Genomic DNA, 22,132 nt, shown 5'->3' with positions numbered 1-22,132 from the left:
TTGTTAAAGCGCCTCATTTGTCGAGTGCCCGTTTGGCGCCGTCCAGGATTGCGGCGCGCAGTCGGTTTTCCAGCGTTTTCTGCTTGCTGGCTGCATGGAATTTCAGACCAAACATGTCTTTGACGTAGAACGTATCGACGACCTGCGCGCCGTAAGTCGCGATGACAGCGCTGGCGATATAGACGTTCGCCTCGGCAAGGGTCCGCGCCAGATCGTACAGCAGTCCGGTGCGGTCCCGAGTGTCGACTTCGATGATGGTGTAAATATCCGAGCCCTCGTTGTCGAAGGTGATCGAAGTGGCGACGTTGAACGCCTTCTCGCGTTTTTTCAGCTTGTCGCGGTCGGCCAGTGATTTGCGCGGAAGAACTTCGCCTTTGAACGTTTTTCTGATCATCGACTTCAGGCGTGGAAGCCGAGCGGCCTCGTATTGGGCGCCGTCTGCATCCTGTATCCAGAACACTGCTGTCGCGTACCCGTCGGACGATGTGTAGGTACGTGCGTCTACAACGTTGGCCCCGACAAGCGCCAAGGCCCCTGCGAGGCGGGCGAAAATGCCGGGATGGTCTGCAAGTGCAAAGCAAACCCGCGTCGCATCGCGGTCGTCGTCTGGTTTGATGTCGATGCGGATCTCGTCGTCGGCGATGTCTTTCAGAAGATTGGCAAAAATCACATGCGCTTCGCTTGGCAGGCCTTGCCAGTAAGTGCCATAGTGACGTGCAGTTTCGGTGCGAAGAGGTTTGCTTTGCCAGTCCGAAAGGGCCGCGCGAAGGGCTTTCTTGGCTTCTTTCTCGGCCGTTTCGCGGTTTACGTCTTCTAGACCATGTTCGAGGGCAGAAGACGTCTGCCAATAAAGGGCGCGGATCAGTTGCGCCTTCCAGTTATTCCAGACATCGGGTCCGACACCTCGGATGTCACAGACCGTCACGACCGTCAGTAAATCGAGCCGTTTCTGGGTTTTTACTGCTTTCGCAAAATCACGAACCGTGCGGGGTTCGGAAATATCGCGCTTTTGTGCCATGTCCGACATCAAAAGGTGATAGCGGACAAGCCATTCGACGGTCTCAACCTCGTCCTGTTTTAACCCGAAGCGTCGCGCCACTTTTCGTGCGATTTGCGCCCCGAGCACCGAGTGATCTTCGGGCCGGCCCTTGCCTATGTCATGAAGGAACAACGCGGCATAAAGCACTTTGCGGTTTACGCCGCGTTTGAGAATGCCGCTTGCGACCGGAAGCTCCTCGACAAGCTCACCGCGCTCAATCTGCGCCAGTGTCGAGATGCATTGGATCGTATGCTCGTCCACCGTGTAGCTGTGGTACATGTTGAACTGCATCATCGCGACGACGGGCGCGAATTCAGGGACAAAGGCTGCAAGCACGCCTAGTTCGTTCATCCGACGTAGAGCGCGTTCGGGGTTGCCGCGTTTCAGTAGCAAATCTATGAAAATGCGGTTTGCCTCAGCCGAGGTGCGCATTGTGTCGTCGATCAGGTGAAGGTTGGCTGAGATCAAACGCATGGCGTCAGGATGCAGGAGATAGCCGGTTCGAAGGGCTTCATCGAAAATGCGAAGAAGGTTGAGATTGTCCGCCAGAAACGGCTTTTGACGTGTGACGGTCAGACGGTTTTGTTTGATAGTGTATTGGACGTTAACTTTTCGGCGGCGACGGAAGAAGTTGACCAATGAAGGTGCTTTTTTGACGTGCTTTGCTTCAAGTGCGGTCAGAAAGATGCGTGTCAGTTCTCCCACGGTTGTTGCGTGCCGAAAGTAGTCCTGCATGAAGAATTCGACGGCGCGCCGCCCTGCTTTGTCGACGTACCCCATGCGTTTTGCAACTTCGACCTGCATGTCGAAAGTAAGTTGATCCATGGCGCGACCGGCAACAATGTGAAGATGGTTGCGGATCGCCATGAGGAACGTTTCGGCGGCAACGAAGTCATCATATTCGTCTTGGCGCAGCAGGCGCATCCTGACCAAATCAGCGGCATCACGGACACCGTGGATGTACTTGCCGATCCAGAACAGCGTTTGCAGGTCGCGCAAGCCACCTTTGGCTTCTTTGACGTTTGGCTCTACCATGTAGCGCTGGCCACCTTGTTTCCGGTGACGCTCGGCGCGTTCGGCAAGTTTGGCTTCGATGAATTCCGAAGCTGTGTTCTTGAACAGGTCTGATTTCAGCTTTTTAGAAAGCTCCTGCGCGATGGCCTGGTCCCCGACCAGAAAACGATGCTCAAGAAGCGCGGTACGAATCGTATAGTCTTCGCGACCAAGGCGAATGCAGTCTTTCACCGTTCTGCTTGAATGACCGACTTTCAGATGCAGATCCCAGCACATATAGAGGATGCTTTCGATCAGGCTTTCGGCCCATGGGGTGATTTTCCATGGGTTCAAAAACAGCAGGTCAACATCCGAATATGGCGCCATTTCTCCGCGTCCGTATCCTCCGACGGCCAAAACCGCTATCCGCTCGCCCTCGGTCGGATTTGGATTGGGGTGGAGGTAGGTCTGAGCCACATGCAGCACGGTGCGGATCACGCCATCGGTTAAAAATGCGTAGGAGACAACGGCAGGTCGCGCGGCAAGAGGCGCGCGTTCGAAAGCGTCTTCGATGATCTTGCGACCAGACGAAATGGCTGTTTTCAACGTATCGACAGTAACCCGCCGGACAGCGCGACTGTCGGCGCCATCTGGCAGATTAGCCGCGATTTCGGCACGTATGGCGGCTTCGTCAAAAATCTCAGACGCAGGCGCGATCAGGTGTTTTGTTGGGTCTTCACCCAACGGTGGCGCGAGGTCAGAGACCGGCGCCTCCAAAGCTTGTTGGAGCGGGGTCAATGACGATCACCTGATTGTTCTGAATTTGCGCAACGGCCAAGCCGCGCTCGTTGGTGCCATTTGGGAAGAACCGGAACGGGCCGTAGACACCGGCGAAGCCGGCGCCTTGGGTCAATGCTGGTTGCGTCAGAGCGTTAGAATTGCCTTGGGCAACCAGCGCTCCGATTGCGGCGATACCGTCGTAGGCAAGGCCTGCAACGGGCGTCGGCAATGCCCCGTACGCCGCCTGATAGCGCGCGTTGAACCGCGCCGTGCGATCAGGCGAAGGGGTTGCAAACCATGCGCCTTGCAACCCCTTTAGCGACAATGCGCTTGTCGGGATATCAAGTCTTTGCAGGCCAATAAATTGTGCAGCTTCGGCGTCGATCCCGTTTTCTGGGAGAAGTTCTGCAAGGAAGGGCAGAGCCCCGGAAGTACCGGATGTCACAAAGAGCGACGAAGCCCCCGACGCCCGGTAAGCGCGAGAAATGTTCGGGATCTCAGCGATGACACCCTGCTGTGAAAGCGGGAAGGATGATGTCCCTGCCAAACGTGCGCCGTTGGCTGCTATCGCGCGCTGAATTGCATCTCGTCCAGCAATCTCAGCGCCATCTTCGGCGTGGACGATATAAATATCGCCGTTTGCCTGGCTGGCAGCGTACCGCACGAGACGGTCAGCGGAAGTTTGGAACGTGTTTCCCAAAAGGAAAACGTTGCCGCCAGCAATGGCGGGGTTGTTTGAGAAAGTGAGAACGTTCACGCCGCGCGCCGCAACTGCCTGTCCGGCGGCCGAGGCCGCCTCGCCAAACAGCGGGCCGACAATGATCCGCGCGCCGTCACTCACCGCCTGATTTGCAGCCAGTGCTGCACCTTCGGCCGTTCCAGCCGTATCATAAACGCGCAAGTCGACTTCAACGCTTTGAAGGTCGCTCACTGCCAATCGCGCTGCGTTTTCAAGCGATTGTGCTAGATCACCGGCAACGCCTGAAGTTTTTGGAACAAGCAAAGCAACCGGGACGGCGCGCGAGGCATTTATCAACGGACCGGAACCAAGCGATGCATCACACGCCATCAGCGCGCCCATTGCAAAAAGTGCAACAAAGCCAGAGAGTAACTTGCGGCGAAGAGCCAAAAAAGCGACCATTGGATAGGTACCTCAAAACGGTGGAAACATTTTGCGCGACCCTATGCAGAATCGACGATCAAGTAAATCGCGGACGCGGAAATGGTAAGTGAAGCGAGCCAGGTGCCGCTTGCTGCGGGCCTATACTTCGTTGCAACTCCAATTGGAAATGCGCGCGACATCACTCTTAGGGCGCTTGATATTCTTCGCGCGGCGGATGTGCTGGTGGCAGAGGACACGCGAACTTTGCGGCGTTTGATGGAAATTCACGGCGTGCCGTTGGATGGCAGACGGGTGTTGGCGTATCATGACCATAACGGTGCTGCGATGCGGCCGCGACTGCTGGATGCAGTGCGCACAGGCAAATCCGTGGCCTATGCCTCGGACGCTGGAACGCCACTGGTCGCCGACCCGGGGTATTCGCTTGGACGCGCCATGACTGGCGAGGGGCTTGTCATCACTTCGGCCCCGGGGCCGTCGGCGGTACTTGCTGCACTGACCTTAAGCGGACTGCCGAGTGATTGTTTCATTTTTGCTGGATTCTCGCCAACAGCGAAATCTGCACGAAAATCGTTTCTGGAAAGCTTTCGCGACGTTGCGGGCACGCTTGTCTTGTTTGAAAGTCCGCGCCGTCTGTCGGCCATGCTTGCCGCTGCCGTTGAGGTTTTGGGTCCAGAGCGTGACGCGGCGGTCTGTCGCGAACTGACCAAGCGATTCGAAGAGGTTCGGCGCGGAACGCTCGCTGATTTGGCCGAGCAGTACGACGGTATAGTGCCAAAGGGCGAGATCGTCTTGTGCATCGCAAAAGGCGCGACAGAAGTTGACCCCGCGCGAGTACGAGACGCAATGACTGAAGCGATGAAGACGCAAAAACTCAAGGCCGCCGCGACGGATGTGGCGGATCGCTTTGGAGTGTCAAAACGGGATCTCTACCAACTTGGCCTTGAGATTCAGAGTGAAGATTAGCTTAAAACTTGTCCCGGTTAGCGAGTGGTGGCCCCGCAAAGGAGCGGGCAATGAACAAGCAGACGCGCGCTCTGGCGATCTATCTTAAACGCATATTTGCTGAAGAATGCGGCAAGCGTCGCGTCTGTGACGACGGGGCCAAAGTCGTGAGGCGCCGATGGCGCAGTAAGTCCGGCGAATTTGATCTTGTTTTTCAGCTCGGATCCCTTTTTTGTCTTTGTCGAAGTCAAAAGAGCCAAGGACTTCGCTACGGCCGTGGACCGGATAACAAGGCGCCAGCCTGGCCGTATCGGGGTGTGTCTGAAGAGTTTGCCGCGCAATCTCCGCAGGGGCTAGAAACGGGCATTCGGATCGACGTGGCCTTGGTGAATGACACGGGCGCGTGCCCGATTATCGAAAACGTTTCCCTTTCGGCGCATAGGTTCCGTGCGTTGCAGTGCTTGCAAGGATGGGTCACAAGGTCTCGAACCGATCTAAAGGGAGGGCTTCGTTGTGCGTGTTGCAATTCAAATGGATCCAATTGGATCAATCGATATCAACGCTGATTCGACCTTTCGATTGGCGGAGGAAGCGCAGACGCGCGGAGCCGAGCTTTTCTACTATACGCCGGATGCGTTGGCTCTGGACGAGGGGCGTGTCACCGCGCGGGGCCATGCCCTGACGGTGCGCCGCGAGATTGGGAACCACGCCGATCTTGGCCCCGAAGAGACCGTTGATCTCGCTGATTTCGACGTCGTGTGGCTACGACAGGACCCGCCATTTGATATGGGATATATTACCAGTACGCATATTCTAGAACGTCTACCGGCTTCAACGTTGGTCGTGAACGATCCGTTTTGGGTGCGAAATTACCCTGAGAAGCTTCTTGTTTTGGGCTTTCCTGATCTCACTCCACCAACCACAATTGCGCGCGATCTCAAGACGATACAGGCATTTCGCGACCGTCATGGCGACATGATTTTGAAGCCTCTGTATGGCAACGGCGGCGCTGGCGTCTTTCGGCTTGTGCATGCAGACCGCAACCTCGTCAGCTTGCATGAACTGTTCACCAGCATGAATCGTGAGCCTCTGATTGCGCAGAAGTTTGTGCCGGATGTTTCAAACGGAGATAAGCGGGTTATCCTTGTGGACGGCGAGCCAATTGGGGCCATCAATCGGGTTCCTGCCGCCGGAGAGACGCGATCAAACCTGCACGTCGGGGGGCGGGCTGAAAAGGTCGAATTGTCGGCGCGGGATCACGAGATTTGCGCCGCTATTGGACCGCTCTTGCGCGAAAAGGGTCAGGTTTTCGTCGGCATAGATGTCATTGGAAGTTATCTGACTGAGATTAATTTGACTTCGCCAACCGGCATTCAAGAGCTTGAGCGCTTTGACGGAATCAATGCGGCTGGTGCGATCTGGGACGCGATCGAAGCCCGCAAAACCTAGTCCACAAGTGGTTTAGATCGGTTGGCCCGCCAGCCGGAACGCCACGGCCTCTGCGATTTTATTTAGCGACGCGTTTTCGGTGTTTAATAGGTCAGAGATTGTGCGGGCGACGCGAAGTACCCGATGCTATCCGCGCCCAAAAATCCAAGCTTTTCGTCCGCCTGCATCAGAAACTTCTTTCCTTCGGCATCTGGCATGGCAACGGCGTCTAGCCAGATGCCGCCTAAGTCCGCATTTGCACGGATTTCAGTAGCTTGCGCATATCTCGCAGTCTGCCGTGCGCGCGGCGGGCAGGCGACCGGCTACAACTGCCGAGGCCTCGCCCTTTGGGGTGTGACTTCCAAGATCGGAGAACGAGACCTGCGGCACCTCGGTGCGTGAATGCACCATCGAGGTTTCAAGGGCTTCTTCAGGACTAAGCTCGGGAAGAATTCCGGGCGATCGTGCCGCAAGCACTGACTTGCCTGCCCCTGTTGTCCCAACCAACAACAGATGGTCTCGACCTGCAGCAGCGATTTCAAGCGCGTTTTGCGGGTTTCCTGTCCGCGGACGTCACGCAGATTGAGCTGCGCCGGTCCGTTTTGGATTTCGACCAGCTCTGAGATCGCAAGGGGTCGATCCTCGTTCAGGTGTGCAATTGCTTCTGAAAACCTGGCAGGTGCGTAGACAGCCGTGTCTCCAACCCATACCGCCTCTGTCCGATGCTTTCGGACACATAAGGGTGCGGCTGGAGTCGACAGCTGCAAGTGCGGCGGAAAGGGCGCCCGCGACCAGAATAAGACCGCCGTCCAGGGAGAGTTCCCCAAAGCTACCGATCTGTCGACGTCGTCCGGTGGGATCACGCCAATCGCTGAGAGGACGGCCAGCGCGATGGGAAGATCGAATAGGAGCCTTCCTTTGGCATGTCTGCGGGCGACAGATTAACCGTTCCGCGTTTCGGCGGCAGCGCGATTGATAAACTGGTTAGTGCCGCACGACCCCGCTCGCGGGCTTCGGTCGTTGTTTTGCGGGGCAAGCCGATGATGGAAGACGACGGCACGCCCGGCGACAGAGCGTCTTGTCCCTCGATGCCTTCAACGGCAACCCTATGCGGGCGTGCATCCATGAATATGTCCGCTGCGGGTATGCCCGAGGTTTGGTTAGGCAAACCTTAGTGTAGGTAGCCCGCCGGGCGTGGTTCGGCATGGCTGTCACGGCGAAGGCTGGCCAAAAGTGATCCAACCCGAAAATGGAGCCGTAGAAATTGTAAGCGATAGAGTAAACACAGGTTAATCGGTCAACTCAGGGAGAACTATGATGGCGCTGGACGGGGTCAACGATCATTCACTCTCACGAAAGGCAATGAAAGCTGAATTGCTTGATGCCGAGACTGAACTGAGACTTGCTTATGCGTGGCGTGATGACCGTGATGAGGAAGCTCTTCACCGGCTCATTACAGCCTATATGCGCCTGGCGATTTCCATGGCTTCAAAGTTCCGACGCTATGGCGCTCCAATGAACGACTTGATTCAAGAAGCAAATCTTGGTTTGATGAAAGCAGCCGAAAAGTTTGATCCCGACCGCGGTGTGCGCTTTTCGACCTATGCTGTTTGGTGGATCAAAGCGTCTATCCAGGATCACGTCATGCGCAATTGGTCGATGGTTCGGACAGGCTCCACAAGTTCGCAAAAATCTCTTTTCTTCAACCTGCGCCGCGTGCAGGCTCGTCTCGAGCGTGAGGCTGCGGGTCGAGGTGAGGCACTTGATCGCCATAAAATGCGCGAGATGATTTCGCAAGAAGTCGGGGTTCCGCTGCACGATGTGGAAATGATGGAAGGTCGCTTGGCGGGCTCTGATTTCTCGTTGAATGCGACGCAGTCGTCGGACGATGAGGGCCGCGAATGGATTGAAACTCTGGAAGACGAAGGCGCACAGCAGTCCGCGCGCGTGGAACAGAAGAAAGATAACGATACGCTTCGGACTTGGTTGGTGACCGCGATGTCCGCGTTGAACGAACGCGAACGGTTCATTGTTCGGGAACGCAAACTTCGCGACGATCCGCGCACTTTGGAAAGCCTCGGCAACGAGCTTGGTCTTTCGAAAGAACGGGTTCGGCAGCTAGAAGCGGCGGCATTTGGAAAAATGCGAAAGAACCTCGAAGCGCAATCCAAGGAAGTTTTCGAGTTTTTTGTCTAAACCTCAACTGCTCCTAAATAGAGGGATCGGCGGATGACGGTCCGGTTTTTGTTGCGCACACCATGGCTTGCCCCTTGGACAGCGTGCCCGTAACACTTGATCGGCAAACGCGTGGAGTGCTGACATGTTGCAAGGCAAACGCATATTACTGATCATTGGGGGCGGAATTTCTGCCTATAAATCCCTCGAATTGATCCGTCTGATCAAACGTGAGGGAGGGTCCGTGACGCCGGTCCTGACGCGCGCGGCCGAGCAATTCGTGACACCGCTTTCGGTAGCGGCACTTGCCGGACATAAAGCCTACACGCATCTTTTCGATCTGACCGATGAAGCCGAAATGGGTCATATTGAGCTTAGTCGGTCCGCTGATTTGGTGGTTGTCGCACCGGCAACTGCAGATTTGATGGCCAAAATGGCAAATGGTCAGGCCAATGACCTGGCATCGACCCTTCTATTGGCAACTGACACACCCGTGCTGGTCGCACCGGCGATGAATGTCCGCATGTGGCTTCACCCAGCAAATCAACGCAACATTGCGACGCTAGAGGCAGACGGCATCCATCGTATTGGCCCCAATGAAGGGGACATGGCTTGTGGTGAATTTGGTCCTGGTCGCATGACAGAACCGGTGGAGATCCATGCCGAGATCATGGCCCTATTGGCCACTGGCCCTCTGGGTGGCCGGCACATTATTGTGACGTCTGGTCCGACACACGAGCCGATTGACCCCGTGCGGTACCTTGCGAACCGCTCGTCCGGGCAACAGGGGAGTGCCATCGCTTCCGCCCTGGCGGGCCTTGGCGCGCAGGTTACTTTCGTCACTGGGCCGGCACGTACAGCGCCTCCTTTGGGCGTCAAGGTCGTGAAAGTTGAAACAGCGAGCGAGATGCTTGATGCGGTGATTTCGGCATTGCCTGCAGATGCGGCGGTTTTTGCTGCGGCAGTAGCGGATTGGCGCGTTGCCGAAGTCGCGGCTGGTAAAATTAAGAAAGCGAAAGCCGAAGGGCCGCCCGCGCTGGCCCTTATGGAGAACCCGGACATATTGGCGACAGTATCGCAAATGACGAAGGGGCGCCCCGAACTTGTCGTCGGCTTTGCGGCCGAAACTGACGATGTCGTGGCTCACGCAGCCCAAAAGCGCAAGCGCAAGGGGTGCGACTGGATCGTTGCGAATGACGTCTCGCCAGAGACGGGGATCATGGGCGGTAGCGAGAATGCCGTCACCGTAATTGACGCCGACGGCCCTGAAACTTGGCCGCGGGCATCAAAAGATGATGTAGCCCGCAAACTGGCACTTCGTATTGCCGCGGCGCTTGGTTGACATGCGCCCGGTCATTAAAATAATGCGACTAGACGGGGCCGACCCTGAGATCGCCTTGCCAGATTACGCGACATCGGGAGCGGCTGGAGCAGATGTTCGGGCGAACTTGGCGTTTGCTGATCGCGGGGGAATTGTTCTGTCACCCGGTGAGCGAATGTTGGTTTCAACTGGCTTTTCCGTACATATTCCGGAGGGATATGAAATCCAGATCCGTCCTCGCTCGGGACTGGCGTTGAAGCATGGGATCACGCTGGCAAATACGCCGGGTACGATCGATTCCGATTACCGGGGGGCGGTTGGGGTCATTCTCATAAACCTCGGCGCGAAGCCTTTTGCGGTCGCCCATGGCGACCGGATCGCGCAGATGGTGGTGGCGCCGGTGGTGCAGGCGCGGTTTGAACTTGTGACTGAACTGTCAGGCACCGACCGGGGTGCCGGCGGCTTCGGATCGACGGGACGCGGCTGATGACGCTCGTATTGGCTATGGCCGCGATGCTTTGGGGGATCGGGCATATCCTGCGAATGCCCACGAATGCGCGATTTTTGATGATTGCGCTTCTTTATGTCGGCGTTCTTGTGGTGCAAGCAATTTTCCCGGAAGGGCATGCATTGCGTGCTGCAACTGGCGGGTCCTTGGGCGAATGGATCTCGCTTGGCTTTCTCGCGGGTATGGTTTGGATATATTCGCAGGGCCTCAAAAAGCTCCGTACTCGGGTTCGTCCGGAGAATTTGCCAAAAACCGAAAATGTTCCATCAAGCTCGGAACTTGAACGCAATGCGCGCCATATTGTGTTGCGCGAAATTGGCGGCCCTGGGCAGAAACGACTGAAAAATGCCGCCGTTCTTGTTGTTGGGGCCGGAGGGCTGGGGTCGCCAGCACTTTTGTACTTGGCAGCATCGGGTATCGGGACGATTGGTGTTATCGACGATGATGTGGTCGAGAATTCGAATTTGCAGCGGCAGATCATCCACACAGATGATCGTATCGGAATGCCAAAAGTGTTTTCTGCAGAACAGGCAATGCGCGCTCAAAACCCTTTTGTTGAAGTGCGTCCCTACCACCGACGTTTGACGGCCGATATCGCGCGTGAGTTGTTTCAAGACTACGATCTGATCTTGGACGGATGTGACGATGTTGAAACTCGGTATCTTGTAAACGAAACGGCCGTGGGACTGCGCATTCCGCTGGTTTCCGCCGCGATCACGCAGTGGGAGGGTCAGATCAGTGTTTTTGATCCGTCACGAAAGGGGCCTTGCTACGCCTGTGTATTCCCGGAACCTGCGGCGGCCGGACTTGCGCCTTCTTGCGCGGAGGGGGGCGTGTTGTCGCCGTTGCCCGGCGTGGTCGGTGCGATGATGGCTGTTGAAGCGGTTAAGTTTCTGGCGGGAGCGGGCGAAACGTTGCACGGGCGCTTGCTGATCTACGACGCACTCTATGCGGATACGCGGATCATCGCCGTAGAACGCCGGAACGATTGCAAGATTTGTGGGACCGCCGGCTAGAGCACTGGAATGGTGATCTTGCGGGGAATAGGGTCAAAGGATGACGCGAGTCGCAACAGGAGCCATTATGTCGAACCCCCTACTTAGCGAGTGGACCACCCCCTTTGCCTTACCGCCCTTTGCGGCCATCGCAGATGATGATTTCGAACCAGCCCTTGACGTAGCTTTGAGCGAGGCCCGCGCCAATATTGCGGCCATAGTAGACACCGCAGAGCCGCCCGATTTCGCTAACACAATTGAAGCGCTTGAGCTTGCAGACGAGGCTTTGGGTCGCGTCTTGTCGGTGTTTTTCAATCTTTCAGGAACCGACGCCAACCCCAAACGCGAGGCGCTTCAGCGCAGGTTTTCGCCTTTGATCTCTGACTATTCGTCTGAAATCACACGCAACCGAGCCTTGTTTCAGCGGGTGGAAGCAATCTGGGGGGCCAGGGACACACTTGATTTGACTGACGAGCAGGCGCGTGTGCTGATGCTGACCCATCGCAGCTTTGTGCGTGCGGGTGCTTGCCTGGAGGGGCCCGAGAGTGAGCGATTGGCTGAGGTTAAATCGCGATTGGCGACGCTTGGCACTGAGTTTACGCAAAACATCGTTGCCGAAGAACGCAGTTGGGTGATGGATCTAACCGACGCCGATCTTGCGGGTCTGCCGGACTTTCTGATTGAGGCAGCAAAGGCGGCCGGCGACGAAAAGCAGCGGCCTGGGCCTGTCATCACGTTGTCGCGTTCGCTGATCGTCCCGTTCCTGCAATTTTCAACGCGCCGAGACCTGCGTGAGAAAGCATGGCGTGCCTGGACTTCGCGATGTGCCAATGGCGGAGAGACGGACAATCGCGCGAAGGTCGCGGAGACGCTGAAGCTGCGGGCTGAACGGGCGCGCCTGCTGGGGTACCCCGATTTCGCGTCTTTCAAGTTAGAAACCGAGATGGCGAAGACTCCCCAAGCTGCCCAAGATCTGCTGATGCAGGTTTGGGAGCCTGCGCGCGCTGGTGCGCTGGCAGATGCAGGGCATCTTGAAGAGATGCTGCATTCTGATGGCGTGAAGGGCGATCTGCAGCCGTGGGACTGGCGGTATTACGGCGAGAAGCGCCGCGCGCAAGAACATGATTTGGATGAAAGCGCTCTGAAGCCCTATCTTCAGTTGGACCGCATGATCGAGGCTGCGTTTGCCTGTGCGACCCGCCTTTTTGGGATCGAGGCGCGCCCGCTTGACGGCGTGTCACTCAATCATCCGGATGCACGGGCGTGGGAAATCGTGCGAAACGGTGAGCATCTGGCGGTTTTCATCGGCGACTATTTTGCGCGTGGCTCCAAGCGGTCAGGTGCATGGTGTTCCGCCTTGCGGTCGCAGCGCAAACTTGGTGGGGACGTTCATCCCGTCGTGATCAACGTCTGCAATTTTGCGAAGCCCCCAGAGGGACGCCCCGCATTGTTGAGTTACGACGATGCCCGGACGCTGTTTCATGAATTTGGCCACGCGCTTCATCAAATGTTGAGTGATGTCACTTACGAAACCATTTCCGGAACGAGCGTCGCCCGAGATTTTGTAGAATTGCCGAGCCAGCTCTACGAACACTGGTTGGAAGTTCCGGAAGTTCTTTCTGAATTCGCCACACACGCTGAAACCGGCGCGCCGATGCCGCAAGACATGCTTGATCGGCTTCTTGCTGCCGGAACTTATGATATGGGGTTTAAGACAGTGGAATATGTTGCGTCGGCTCTTGTGGACCTCGATTTTCATCAAGGCGATCTGGCGACCGACCCGATGCAAAGACAAGCCGAAGTTTTGGATCGCATCGGTATGCCGCCCGCGATCGCGATGCGACATGCAACGCCGCACTTCGCGCATGTGTTTGCCGGAGACGGCTATTCCAGTGGTTACTACAGCTACATGTGGTCCGAGGTCATGGATGCGGATGCTTTCGAGGCGTTTATTGAAGCTGGCGGACCGTTTGACGCAGGGATTGCGGCAAAACTTGAACAGCACGTTTTGTCCGCGGGCGGCTCAAAGGATGCAGCAGATCTTTATCTGGCCTTCCGAGGTAAAATGCCGGGCCCTGAAGCTTTGCTGAAGGGCAGAGGGCTGGCGGTGTGATTTTCCCGGCTGAGGCTGAAGCCAAACTGATTGCCGCTGTGCGCCAGATCGCGGCAGAGGAAATACTGCCTCGGTTTCGGTTTTTGGGCGAAGGTGACATCGCAACAAAGTCTCGGATGGACGATCTGGTTACCGTGGCGGACCGCGAGGCGGAGAGGCGTTTGAGTGAGGTCGCAATCACGATTTTGCCGGGTGTTGCTGTTGTCGGAGAAGAGGCAGTTTCCGAAGACGCGAGCGTTCGCGATGCAATTGATTGCAGCGTTTGTCTTATCGTCGACCCCATAGACGGCACCTGGAATTTCGCAAATGGGCTTGCAAATTTCGGGGTGATTTTGTCGTTGTCGCAGAATGGCGAGACCGAGTGGGGGATGATCTACGATCCAATCGGAGACGACTGGGTGATTGCCACACGTGGGCAGGGCGCACGATTTGTGAAATCAGATGGGGCTGAAACGCAACTGCGGTTCACGCAGGATTGCGACCGGATCGCTTCGAATGCGATCGGCTATGTCCACAGCTATCTTTTTGAAGGTGACGAACGCCGTCGCCTGTTTTCACGGCTACCGGAATTTCACAAAACCGACGCCCTTCGGTGCTCGGCGCACGAGTATCGACTTCTGGCGCGAGGTATCGTCGATTTTTGCGTCTCGCCAGTTCTGAACCCGTGGGATCACGCAGCCGGATGCCTGATTTCTGAAGAGGCCGGTGGAGTTTCACGCCTCCTGACTGGCGAGCCGTATCGTCCTACCCAGCGCGAAGGTCGGCTTATTGTCGCGTCTTCGGAGGCAAACTGGCAAATGGTTGCGGATGCCATCACTGGCCCAGACGGCACTATTTAACCGGCAACCAGCCCCATCTGTTCCAGCTTCAGCAAGACCTGATGCGCGCAGTGGTCCACTTCGGCATTCTCTGTATCAAGACGAAGCTCGGGTTCGGCGGGGACATCATAAGGATCGGAAATCCCAGTGAATTCCTTGATTTTCCCCTCACGGGCGAGTTTATATAGACCCTTCCGGTCGCGGCGCTCGCATTCTTCAAGGCTTGTTGCAACGTGGATTTCCACGAACGCGCCAAACATCTCGACGTCTTCACGAACTGCCCGCCGTGTTGTCGCGTAGGGGGCAATCGGCGCGCAAATTGCGATGCCGCCATTCTTGGTGATCTCGCTGGCGACATAGCCGATGCGGCGAATGTTAAGATCGCGGTGCGCTTTTGAGAAGCCTAACTCGGACGAGAGGTTTTTACGGACTATGTCGCCATCAAGCAGGGTAACCGGGCGCCCGCCCATCTCCATCAACTTAACCATCAATGCGTTGGCGACAGTCGATTTCCCCGAGCCTGACAGGCCTGTGAAAAATACTGTGAAACCTTGCTGAGCGCGCGGGGGATAGCGAGTGCGCAATTGCTCGACCACTTCCGGGAATGAAAACCATTCTGGAATCTCAAGGCCTTCGCGCAAGCGTCGGCGCAGTTCAGTGCCTGAGATGTTAAGCACTGTGGCGCCATCCACGACTTCGTCGGCAGGTTCGTATTGGGCACGTTCCTGCACGTAAACCATGTGTTTGAAGTCAACCATCTCAATTCCGACCTCGTCTTGATGCGCGCGAAAGAGGTCCTGTGCATCATAGGGTCCGTAAAAGTCCTCGCCGGCAGAGTTTTTGCCAGGCCCCGCGTGATCCCTTCCGATGATCATGTGCGTGCAGCCGTGGTTCCGGCGGATTAACCCGTGCCAGACAGCTTCGCGCGGACCTGCCATACGCATTGCCAAGTTCAGCAAGCTCATCGTTGTGGTCGCGGCTGGATATTTATCAAGGACCGCTTCGTAACAGCGAACGCGTGTGAAATGATCAACGTCACCGGGCTTTGTAAGACCCACAACGGGATGGATCAGAAGATTGGCCTGCGCCTCCTTTGCGGCGCGAAAGGTCAATTCCTGATGGGCGCGGTGGAGCGGATTGCGCGTTTGAAAAGCGACAACGCGTCGCCATCCGACTTTCCGGAAATAGGCGCGAAGTTCATTCGGGGTGTCGCGCCGCATCTTAAAATCATAGTGAACCGGTTGCTGGATGCCGGTGATAGGTCCGCCCAGATAAACGGGTTCGGCGACATTGTGCAGATAGTTTACTGCCGGGTGGGCATCGTCGTCTGCACCGAAAACCTGTTCGGCCTCGCGCGCTTTGTTTGGTGTCCAGCGGTCGGTCACCGAGAGAATGGCCAGAATGACCCCCTCTTGATCGCGAAGTGCGATGTCTTGTCCGACGTTTAGCCCGTCTGCGAAGTCTTGGCTGACATCAAGTGTGATCGGCATGGGCCAAATTGTGCCGTCCGCGAGGCGCATGTTCTCGACGACGCCATCGTAGTCTTCCTCGCTCAAAAAACCCTTCAGAGGATTGAAGCCTCCGTTCATAAGAAGCTCTAAGTCGCAAATCTGGCGCGGTGACAGGTCCCATGACGGCATCTCCCCAGCTTCGACTTTAAGCTTTTGGGCGCTTTCGTAAGAGACATAGAGTTCCGGAATGGGAACGTGGTTTAAGATTTTCATCAGGTTCTCTTTGCCAAATATTGCATGCCGCGCACCTATTACACGCACCACAGGAAGATCAAGGTTAGCAGGTCATTTGTTTAAAAAACCGCTTCGAATAGTCCGTAAAAAAAGGAAAGTGATCGGCAAGATTTGTCGCTACTGGCCAATATTCAGCTTTCAGAAGTCTACTCGGCGGGAATGCTTGCATCCTCACCGACCGGCGCAATGACGTCCTCTTCGGCGGCTTGTTCCGCAAGAAAGCGCTCGACTTCAAGCGCCGCCATACACCCCATGCCGGCCGAAGTTACGGCTTGACGATAAACATGGTCGGTAATGTCGCCTGCCGCAAAAACACCGGGGATGGACGTCGCTGTTGAATCGGGTTTGGTCACGACGTAGCCGCCATTGTGCAACTCAAGTTGCTCCGTCACCAACTCCGACGAGGGTGCGTGGCCGATAGCGACAAAGACGCCGTTCACGGTGATCTCTTTGATTTCGCCGGTTTTAGCATGCTTCAAGCGCAGGCTTTCGACGCCTCTGGGATTGCTTGCACCGACCACTTCATCGATCTCGTGGTTCCAGATCACTTCGATCTTGGGATTATTGAACAGGCGATGCTGAAGGATTTTTTCCGAACGGAGCGAATCTCTCCGGTGGATCAGTGTGACTTTGGAAGCGAAGTTTGTAAGGAATAGGGCCTCTTCTACAGCTGTATTCCCTCCCCCAACTACGGCAACTTCCTGACCGCGGTAAAAGAAGCCGTCGCAGGTGGCGCAAGCGGAAACACCAAAGCCTTTGAAGTGCTCCTCCGAGGGAAGGCCTAGCCACTTGGCTTGCGCGCCCGTGGCAAGAATGATCGCGTCTGCAGTGTAGGTTGTGCCACTGTCACCAATTGCGGTGAAAGGTCTCTTTGAGAGGTCAAGCGATTGAATGTGATCGGAAATAATCTCGGTACCAACGTTCTTCGCATGGGCTTCCATGCGCACCATAAGGTCAGGACCCTGGACTTCGATATCGCCAGGCCAGTTCTCGACTTCGGTGGTAATTGTCAGCTGCCCGCCTGGTTGAATGCCTTGCACAAGCACCGGTTCCAGCATGGCGCGACTGGCGTAAACAGCTGCTGTATATCCCGCAGGACCCGACCCGATTATCAGTACGCGGCTGTGCTTTTGATCGCCCATGTCTATCCCCTTTGAGTGGCAGCAAGGGCCGATATAAACCCGGCGCGAAGGGACGGAAAGAGAGATCGCATAGAGTTGACCGGGTTGACCGCATCCAATAATAAAATTACTCATTTTTGAAATATTATTGCGCAACGGACTAGCTGCGCCTAAAGAATGCAAAACTGGGAGGGCTTATGTCGGGTGTTAAACTTGATCTAATCGATCGCAAGATTCTTGCTGAACTTCAGGCTGACGGTCGCATGACCAATGTTGAGTTGGCGTCGCGCGTCGGTATTTCTGCACCCCCCTGTTTACGCCGTGTACGGACGCTTGAAGAGCAGGGATATATCAAGGGGTACCATGCGTCGGTTAATGCGCGGTCGCTTGGTTTTGAAGTGCAGGTGTTCGCAATGGTCGGACTTCAAAGTCAGGCTGAAGCTGATTTGGTTGCATTTGAGGGCCTTTGCAAAGCGTGGTCTTTGGTTCGTGAATGCCACATGCTGAACGGCGAAGTGGACTTCATCTTGAAGTGTGTCGCTCCGGATCTGTCGACGTTCCAGCGCTTTTTGACCGAATCTTTGACCTCGGCGCCAAATGTTGCAAGCGTGAAGACATCATTGGTCATCCGCGATGCAAAAGATGCGCCAGGTGTCCCGTTCGATATCTTGGAAGCGCGGCTCGCCAAGAACGCCTAAGTGATGGCCGCCAATTCTGCCGACGTGATCCGCGGCGCGGTGAGGCGTCCGAAATCCCGTATGCTGCGGATGTATGGGAAAAACATCAAAAAATGCTGCATCATCTCGTCAGACAGGGAAAGCGCGACATCCGGACCCGGATGATAGGTTTCGACTTCCATCCCGGCCGCAAAGATCGTTTCGTGTTTTTCGCAGGCAAGATGATAGACGCGGGTCGCTGCGATAGGGTTCACTTCAATTACCGCCATGCCGTCGGCTGTTGCCGAAAGCGGGACAAGGGCGGTTTCCGCGCCAAGTGCCGCACGTACTTTTGGGTCGCGGTTAAAGCGGCGTGCGTGAGGGCCGAATGTTTGGTCTTGTGATGGCCGTCCCAGCCCAAAGGCATCGGGCATGACCCGGTAAAGGCGATCGGGCAATTCTGACATTGACGGAGCACCCGGAACCAGCGTGATTGCGCCTTTCCAAAGGAGCTGTGACGTATGTCCGCCGGCGCATTCAAGAAACGCACCCGGCAAAAGGTCTTCGACAGCGACCGGACCTTCGGTCGTTTGGACTAATACACCATGCGCAAAAGCCCCGAAGGCTTGTTCAAAAACAGGCAAAGCGGGGGCCACTCGAACGGAGGATTGGACGCCATTTTCTGCGAGCCATTCAACTTCGAAGCGTCGCGTTAGTTTGGTTGCGAGCGATTGTGATTGGGGTCGTGTGACCCGACGCGCTGTCCAGCGCGCTTCTGAATGAACGCGACGCGTGGGAGTTTCTCCGGGAAACGGCGGCAGGGTTGGTGGGGTGTAGCTCATTTAATCAACCTTTTGGCAGCGGTCTGGCGGTTCGGATCACGGGGTCAGCCTGCGCCACAATTTCGGCGCAAATCTGATCAAGCGTGATCGGAAAAAGCCGGTTTCACGGGTATGTTTTCGATAGCTCCAGATCGCTGAAACGGCATTGTAGGCAACTGTTTTTTGGCCGTTGCAATCACGCTTTTCATCCAACGTGGCTTGATTTTCATAGCCCGATCTCCATCACTTGTCTTGCGCACGGCATATCACCGGGCCTTAAGAGAGTGTCACCTGGCAATGGGGCAATGGCGTGGCGGTTTCAGGGTGGTTTGGCATCGAAATGCTAAAGACAGATCGCCGCAATTAGGCGCCCATAGTCTGCTTCTTGTGCGTGAACGCTTCGCCGGTAGGAAAAGAACCGCTCAGGGTCGGAGTAGGTGCAGTGTCGTGTCCACTCGGCGCCCCCAATGTCGGCGTTTTGCAAACGGTGTAAGCCGTAGGCGGGAAGATCGAACTGCACTCGGTCGCCGCTACCACCGGCAAAGAAACGACTGTTTTCGGGGTCGTCATCAAGAAATGTCTCAAGGAAGTCCGGGCCAACTTCATAGGCAGTCTGCGAAATAGACGGGCCTATGGCTGCGCGAATGTCCTGCCGCCTTGCGCCAAGAGCGATCATGCCATCAATCGTGGCTTCAAGCACGCCGCCGATTGCACCTTTCCATCCTGCGTGTGCAGCTCCAATTACTCCGGCGGTCGTATCGACAAATAGCACAGGCTGGCAGTCGGCCGTCAGGATCGTCAGGCAGACGCCGGGCGTTGCTGTTACGATTGCGTCAGCTTTGTCGGGTTCTTGATTTGTCGCGCCGTCAAACGTCACGACTGTTGCTGAGTGAACTTGGTGAACACTTGCCAAATAGTCGGATGCGACACCCATTGCCTTAGCGACCCGGTTTCGGTTGATCGTCACTATTTCGGTCTGATCGGACGAACCGTATCCACAATTCAGCCCTTCAAACACTCCCGAGGATGCGCCGCCGCGACGGGTAAAAAACCCATGTCGGACCGGCAACAGCATGTCAGAGGTCAAGATTTCCACCGTCACGCTGTCACTCCCGGTGGGAGGGGTCCATCTTTGGGATAAAGTGCCATCACCTTGAAGAGCGTTCCCATTTCGTCGGGGTGCGTCAAGCGTCGATGTGCCGCCACGTGCTGATCAAGGGCTGATCCCTCAAGATTTTGAGCCAACGCTTGTGCGCGATTAGTAATTCCAAGGCGCTCGAGAAAGACCCCTTGAGGGGTCAGGCGAGACGTCGTGGCAGTCTGGACAGCCTTCGCGATGGCTTCAAAATCAACGTGCGCCGTCAAATCTGCCGATCCGGGCCTGTCGAGTGGGGGGTCTGGTTTATGCGCATGAAGGGCTTGAAATGTGTCGCCTAAGGACCGCCAGTCCCCATAGTCGATGATGTAGGCGATGCCGCCTTTTTGAGTCAGGCGGGCGTCGATATCGCGCGCGATGGCCGCATAGGCAGGGCTGATCTCAACCAAATCACCGTCTTTTGTGTCGCTTAGCCGATCTTCAAGACCTGGAGGGTGGGAAACATCCGCCAATCCAAACGCCAGTGCCCCGTCAACGAACCCGACCACGCGTTCCCGCCATCCCGCGCCGTCTCGCACAAATTGTCTTATAGGGAGGGCATCGAAAAACTCGTTGGCGATCAGAAAAACCGGCAGGTCCGGTACGCTGGCCAGTGTGTCGTGGTGCAGGATTTTATGTGGGATGGTCCTGATCTGAAAGTCGCGGAGGGTGGGGGAAGCTTCAATCATGTGCAACTGGGCTGCATCGTGAAACCCCGGGACGCCCTTTGTTGCCCGTAGAAGGTCAGCCAATAGCGTGCCGCGACCGGGGCCTAATTCGACAAGGGCGAACGGAGACGGTGCCCCTTGATCGAGCCAGGCCTGCGCAAGTGCAAGCCCGATCAATTCGCCAAACATCTGGCTGATCTCAGGGGCGGTTGTGAAGTCTCCTTTGGCACCGAACGGATCGCGTGTTGAGTAATATCCAAACTCGGGGTCAAGCAAGCAATGGCGCATGTAGTCGGCCACGGTTAGCGGTCCGTTCTCGCGGATGATCTGCGCGAGACGGTCAAACAGTGTGGTCATGCGCGTCGTCGGGCAAGGACAATGAAGGCGAGGCCGATCAGGATCATCGGTGTCGATAGGATCTGGCCCATGGACAGGCCGAAATCACCAACGAACAGGACGCGACCCAGTGGATTGTCGGGGGTGATATATTGGGCATCCGCGACGCGGTAAAATTCGACAAAAAAGCGGGCCGCGCCGTAGCCTGCAAGGAAGAAGCCGCAGATGGCTCCGGGTGTTCTCAACCAGCCCCGTGTGAAGGCTAGCCAGACAAGAATTACCCCCAAGACCAGACCTTCTAGCCCGGCTTCGTAAAGTTGTGACGGGTGGCGGGCGCAGGGTCCCACGATGTCGGGACAGTCCTGTGCGCGTACCCCCGGGAATATAACGCCCCATGGCGCATCTGTAGGGCGGCCCCAAAGTTCGGCGTTTATGAAGTTTGCGACACGGCCAAACAGAAGTCCCGGAGCGGTGCAAAGGGCGGCAAGATCCGCAAGTTTCGGGATTGAAATGCGGTGCTTTCGGGCAAAAATTAGTCCAGCCACCAACACGCCAAGAAAGCCGCCGTGGAACGCCATTCCACCGGTCCAAACCCGCAGAATATCTCCCGGGTTCTCAAGAAAATATGCAGGTTCGTAGAAAAGAACATACCCAATGCGCCCGCCCAGAATGATGCCGATTATCAGCCATGTGGTGAAATCCTCAAGCCGCTCCTTGGTCATTGGCGGTGTTTCATTCTGCCACAATGCAGGACGCGCAAGGGCCCGTCCGGCCATCCAGACGCCAAGAATAATTCCCGCAATATAGGCCAGAGCATACCACCGAATAGGGAGCGTGATCGGTCCCAGCGGGATCTCGATCAGTGTTGGTGACAGGTCGGGAAAAGGGATCGCAAGTAACATGGTTTGAGTGAAGTGGCAGCGGATTGGAGAGACGTCAACCTTGCGATCACTGATACGTTCCCCATATAGGGTATCGTAGCCAATTCCCGGAGGAGCCATGCAGACGCGCAATAAGATTATCGACGATTTTTCGCAATTGATGACCAATGCGATGGGTGTGGCACAGGGTGCGCGCGATGAAGCTGAGACGGCCATGAAGGGCCTTGTCGATCGCTGGCTTGCAGATCGCGATTTTGTGACGCGGGAAGAGTTCGACGCGGTGCGTGCAATGGCCCAAAAGGCGCGCGAAGAAAACGAAGTTTTGAAAGCGCGACTTGATGCGCATGAAGCCTCTAGCGACAGCTAAAAAGCCTTCTGACCCAAATTCCAACTTGTTTGGAGCGTGGTAGCGCGCAAGCTGCTCGGCTTGCGTGGCCTGGCCTGGTTTATCCCCAGAAATCTTGCTGCGTTGCAGGTTATCCACCGGTATTTCCTAAATTAGACCTTTACAGACTCGGGCTTTGCGCACACCAT

The 22,132-nt window shown here is 56.2% G+C and carries 18 protein-coding genes and 1 pseudogene; 10 read left to right on the top strand and 9 right to left on the bottom strand.

Going from position 1 to position 22,132, the window contains the following annotated elements:
• Positions 1–13: 13 nt before the first annotated feature.
• The gene (locus Q1B15_RS13380) at positions 14–2,830 is read right to left on the bottom strand and encodes a [protein-PII] uridylyltransferase (RefSeq protein ID WP_299754344.1); all 2,817 of its coding nucleotides are present in this window, start codon (positions 2,828–2,830) and stop codon (positions 14–16) included.
• On the bottom strand, positions 2,790–3,953 hold the full coding sequence (locus Q1B15_RS13375; protein ID WP_299754342.1) for a penicillin-binding protein activator: 1,164 nt from the start codon (positions 3,951–3,953) through the stop codon (positions 2,790–2,792). Before Q1B15_RS13375 ends, Q1B15_RS13380 begins: the two co-directional genes overlap by 41 nt.
• An 81-nt stretch (positions 3,954–4,034) precedes the next feature.
• Here Q1B15_RS13375 and rsmI point away from each other — a divergent pair, with 81 nt between their 5' ends.
• Positions 4,035–4,898 carry a 16S rRNA (cytidine(1402)-2'-O)-methyltransferase gene (gene rsmI / locus Q1B15_RS13370; protein WP_299754340.1) on the top strand — a complete coding sequence of 288 codons (864 nt, stop codon included), beginning with the start codon at positions 4,035–4,037 and terminating at the stop codon, positions 4,896–4,898.
• Positions 4,899–5,390: 492 nt separating this feature from the next.
• The gene (gene gshB / locus Q1B15_RS13365; RefSeq protein ID WP_299754338.1) at positions 5,391–6,326 is read left to right on the top strand and encodes a glutathione synthase; all 936 of its coding nucleotides are present in this window, start codon (positions 5,391–5,393) and stop codon (positions 6,324–6,326) included.
• Positions 6,327–6,338: 12 nt separating this feature from the next.
• Here gshB and Q1B15_RS13360 read toward each other — a convergent pair.
• Positions 6,339–7,431: pseudogene (locus Q1B15_RS13360) on the bottom strand (magnesium chelatase domain-containing protein).
• Positions 7,432–7,622: 191 nt separating this feature from the next.
• Between Q1B15_RS13360 and Q1B15_RS13355 the strand changes: the two are divergent.
• The 6 genes from Q1B15_RS13355 to Q1B15_RS13330 all read left to right on the top strand — a co-directional run bounded on the left by Q1B15_RS13355 (position 7,623) and on the right by Q1B15_RS13330 (position 14,256).
• Positions 7,623–8,501: an RNA polymerase factor sigma-32 gene (locus tag Q1B15_RS13355; RefSeq protein ID WP_299754336.1), complete on the top strand. Its 879-nt coding sequence runs from the start codon at positions 7,623–7,625 to the stop codon at positions 8,499–8,501.
• Between the two features lie 124 nt (positions 8,502–8,625).
• Positions 8,626–9,822, top strand: a complete 1,197-nt coding sequence (gene coaBC / locus Q1B15_RS13350) for a bifunctional phosphopantothenoylcysteine decarboxylase/phosphopantothenate--cysteine ligase CoaBC (protein ID WP_299754334.1) — start codon at positions 8,626–8,628, stop codon at positions 9,820–9,822.
• 1 nt (position 9,823) lies between these two features.
• Complete coding sequence (gene dut / locus Q1B15_RS13345; protein ID WP_299754332.1) at positions 9,824–10,288, top strand: dUTP diphosphatase; 465 nt, start codon at positions 9,824–9,826, stop codon at positions 10,286–10,288.
• Positions 10,288–11,325 (top strand): HesA/MoeB/ThiF family protein, encoded by a 1,038-nt coding sequence (locus tag Q1B15_RS13340; RefSeq protein ID WP_299754330.1) that lies wholly within the window; start codon positions 10,288–10,290, stop codon positions 11,323–11,325. The genes dut and Q1B15_RS13340 overlap by 1 nt, the downstream gene beginning before the upstream one ends.
• A gap of 67 nt (positions 11,326–11,392) precedes the next feature.
• On the top strand, positions 11,393–13,417 hold the full coding sequence (locus tag Q1B15_RS13335) for a M3 family metallopeptidase (protein WP_299754328.1): 2,025 nt from the start codon (positions 11,393–11,395) through the stop codon (positions 13,415–13,417).
• The gene (locus Q1B15_RS13330) at positions 13,414–14,256 is read left to right on the top strand and encodes an inositol monophosphatase (RefSeq protein ID WP_299754326.1); all 843 of its coding nucleotides are present in this window, start codon (positions 13,414–13,416) and stop codon (positions 14,254–14,256) included. Before Q1B15_RS13335 ends, Q1B15_RS13330 begins: the two co-directional genes overlap by 4 nt.
• Here Q1B15_RS13330 and Q1B15_RS13325 read toward each other — a convergent pair.
• Together Q1B15_RS13325 and trxB are read right to left on the bottom strand one after the other, a co-directional pair.
• Positions 14,253–15,959 (bottom strand): bifunctional sulfate adenylyltransferase/adenylylsulfate kinase, encoded by a 1,707-nt coding sequence (locus Q1B15_RS13325; protein WP_299754324.1) that lies wholly within the window; start codon positions 15,957–15,959, stop codon positions 14,253–14,255. The genes Q1B15_RS13330 and Q1B15_RS13325 overlap by 4 nt on opposite strands.
• A 167-nt stretch (positions 15,960–16,126) precedes the next feature.
• Positions 16,127–17,122, bottom strand: coding sequence for a thioredoxin-disulfide reductase (gene trxB / locus Q1B15_RS13320; protein WP_299754322.1), 996 nt, complete (start codon positions 17,120–17,122; stop codon positions 16,127–16,129).
• Positions 17,123–17,298: 176 nt separating this feature from the next.
• Here trxB and Q1B15_RS13315 point away from each other — a divergent pair, with 176 nt between their 5' ends.
• Positions 17,299–17,799: an Lrp/AsnC family transcriptional regulator gene (locus Q1B15_RS13315; protein ID WP_299754320.1), complete on the top strand. Its 501-nt coding sequence runs from the start codon at positions 17,299–17,301 to the stop codon at positions 17,797–17,799.
• On the opposite strand, the gene Q1B15_RS13310 is transcribed toward Q1B15_RS13315, so the two are convergent.
• The 4 genes from Q1B15_RS13310 to lgt form a co-directional block, all read right to left on the bottom strand.
• On the bottom strand, positions 17,796–18,599 hold the full coding sequence (locus tag Q1B15_RS13310) for a Hint domain-containing protein (RefSeq protein ID WP_299754318.1): 804 nt from the start codon (positions 18,597–18,599) through the stop codon (positions 17,796–17,798). The two genes, Q1B15_RS13315 and Q1B15_RS13310, sit on opposite strands and share 4 nt — an antisense overlap.
• 322 nt (positions 18,600–18,921) lie before the next feature.
• Complete coding sequence (gene pgeF, locus Q1B15_RS13305) at positions 18,922–19,680, bottom strand: peptidoglycan editing factor PgeF (RefSeq protein ID WP_299754316.1); 759 nt, start codon at positions 19,678–19,680, stop codon at positions 18,922–18,924.
• Complete coding sequence (locus tag Q1B15_RS13300) at positions 19,677–20,738, bottom strand: SAM-dependent methyltransferase (protein WP_299754313.1); 1,062 nt, start codon at positions 20,736–20,738, stop codon at positions 19,677–19,679. The genes pgeF and Q1B15_RS13300 overlap by 4 nt, the downstream gene beginning before the upstream one ends.
• A complete protein-coding gene (lgt, locus tag Q1B15_RS13295; protein ID WP_299754407.1) occupies positions 20,735–21,619 on the bottom strand; it encodes a prolipoprotein diacylglyceryl transferase in 885 nt (294 codons plus the stop codon). The genes Q1B15_RS13300 and lgt overlap by 4 nt, the downstream gene beginning before the upstream one ends.
• Before the next feature lie 97 nt (positions 21,620–21,716).
• Here lgt and Q1B15_RS13290 point away from each other — a divergent pair, with 97 nt between their 5' ends.
• The gene (locus Q1B15_RS13290; protein ID WP_299754311.1) at positions 21,717–21,965 is read left to right on the top strand and encodes an accessory factor UbiK family protein; all 249 of its coding nucleotides are present in this window, start codon (positions 21,717–21,719) and stop codon (positions 21,963–21,965) included.
• Positions 21,966–22,132: the final 167 nt, after the last annotated feature.

It is taken from the genome of uncultured Boseongicola sp. (genome assembly GCF_937988555.1).
Taxonomy (GTDB): Bacteria; Pseudomonadota; Alphaproteobacteria; order Rhodobacterales; family Rhodobacteraceae; genus Boseongicola.
Note: the sequence above shows the minus strand (reverse complement) of the source record. Positions and strands in the feature narration are given on the sequence as shown.

What these genes read in the sequence shown, in the direction of transcription:
- Q1B15_RS13325 (WP_299754324.1), bottom strand. Translation starts at nt 15,959, where the DNA reads ATGAAAATCTTAAACCACGTTCCCATTCCGGAACTCTATGTCTCTTAC.
- Q1B15_RS13340 (WP_299754330.1), top strand. Translation starts at nt 10,288, where the DNA reads ATGACGCTCGTATTGGCTATGGCCGCGATGCTTTGGGGGATCGGGCAT.
- Q1B15_RS13315 (WP_299754320.1), top strand. Translation starts at nt 17,299, where the DNA reads ATGTCGGGTGTTAAACTTGATCTAATCGATCGCAAGATTCTTGCTGAA.
- rsmI (WP_299754340.1), top strand. Translation starts at nt 4,035, where the DNA reads ATGGTAAGTGAAGCGAGCCAGGTGCCGCTTGCTGCGGGCCTATACTTC.
- Q1B15_RS13355 (WP_299754336.1), top strand. Translation starts at nt 7,623, where the DNA reads ATGGCGCTGGACGGGGTCAACGATCATTCACTCTCACGAAAGGCAATG.
- Q1B15_RS13310 (WP_299754318.1), bottom strand. Translation starts at nt 18,599, where the DNA reads ATGAGCTACACCCCACCAACCCTGCCGCCGTTTCCCGGAGAAACTCCC.
- trxB (WP_299754322.1), bottom strand. Translation starts at nt 17,122, where the DNA reads ATGGGCGATCAAAAGCACAGCCGCGTACTGATAATCGGGTCGGGTCCT.
- Q1B15_RS13335 (WP_299754328.1), top strand. Translation starts at nt 11,393, where the DNA reads ATGTCGAACCCCCTACTTAGCGAGTGGACCACCCCCTTTGCCTTACCG.
- lgt (WP_299754407.1), bottom strand. Translation starts at nt 21,619, where the DNA reads ATGTTACTTGCGATCCCTTTTCCCGACCTGTCACCAACACTGATCGAG.
- dut (WP_299754332.1), top strand. Translation starts at nt 9,824, where the DNA reads ATGCGCCCGGTCATTAAAATAATGCGACTAGACGGGGCCGACCCTGAG.
- Q1B15_RS13300 (WP_299754313.1), bottom strand. Translation starts at nt 20,738, where the DNA reads ATGACCACACTGTTTGACCGTCTCGCGCAGATCATCCGCGAGAACGGA.
- coaBC (WP_299754334.1), top strand. Translation starts at nt 8,626, where the DNA reads ATGTTGCAAGGCAAACGCATATTACTGATCATTGGGGGCGGAATTTCT.
- Q1B15_RS13290 (WP_299754311.1), top strand. Translation starts at nt 21,717, where the DNA reads ATGCAGACGCGCAATAAGATTATCGACGATTTTTCGCAATTGATGACC.
- Q1B15_RS13375 (WP_299754342.1), bottom strand. Translation starts at nt 3,953, where the DNA reads ATGGTCGCTTTTTTGGCTCTTCGCCGCAAGTTACTCTCTGGCTTTGTT.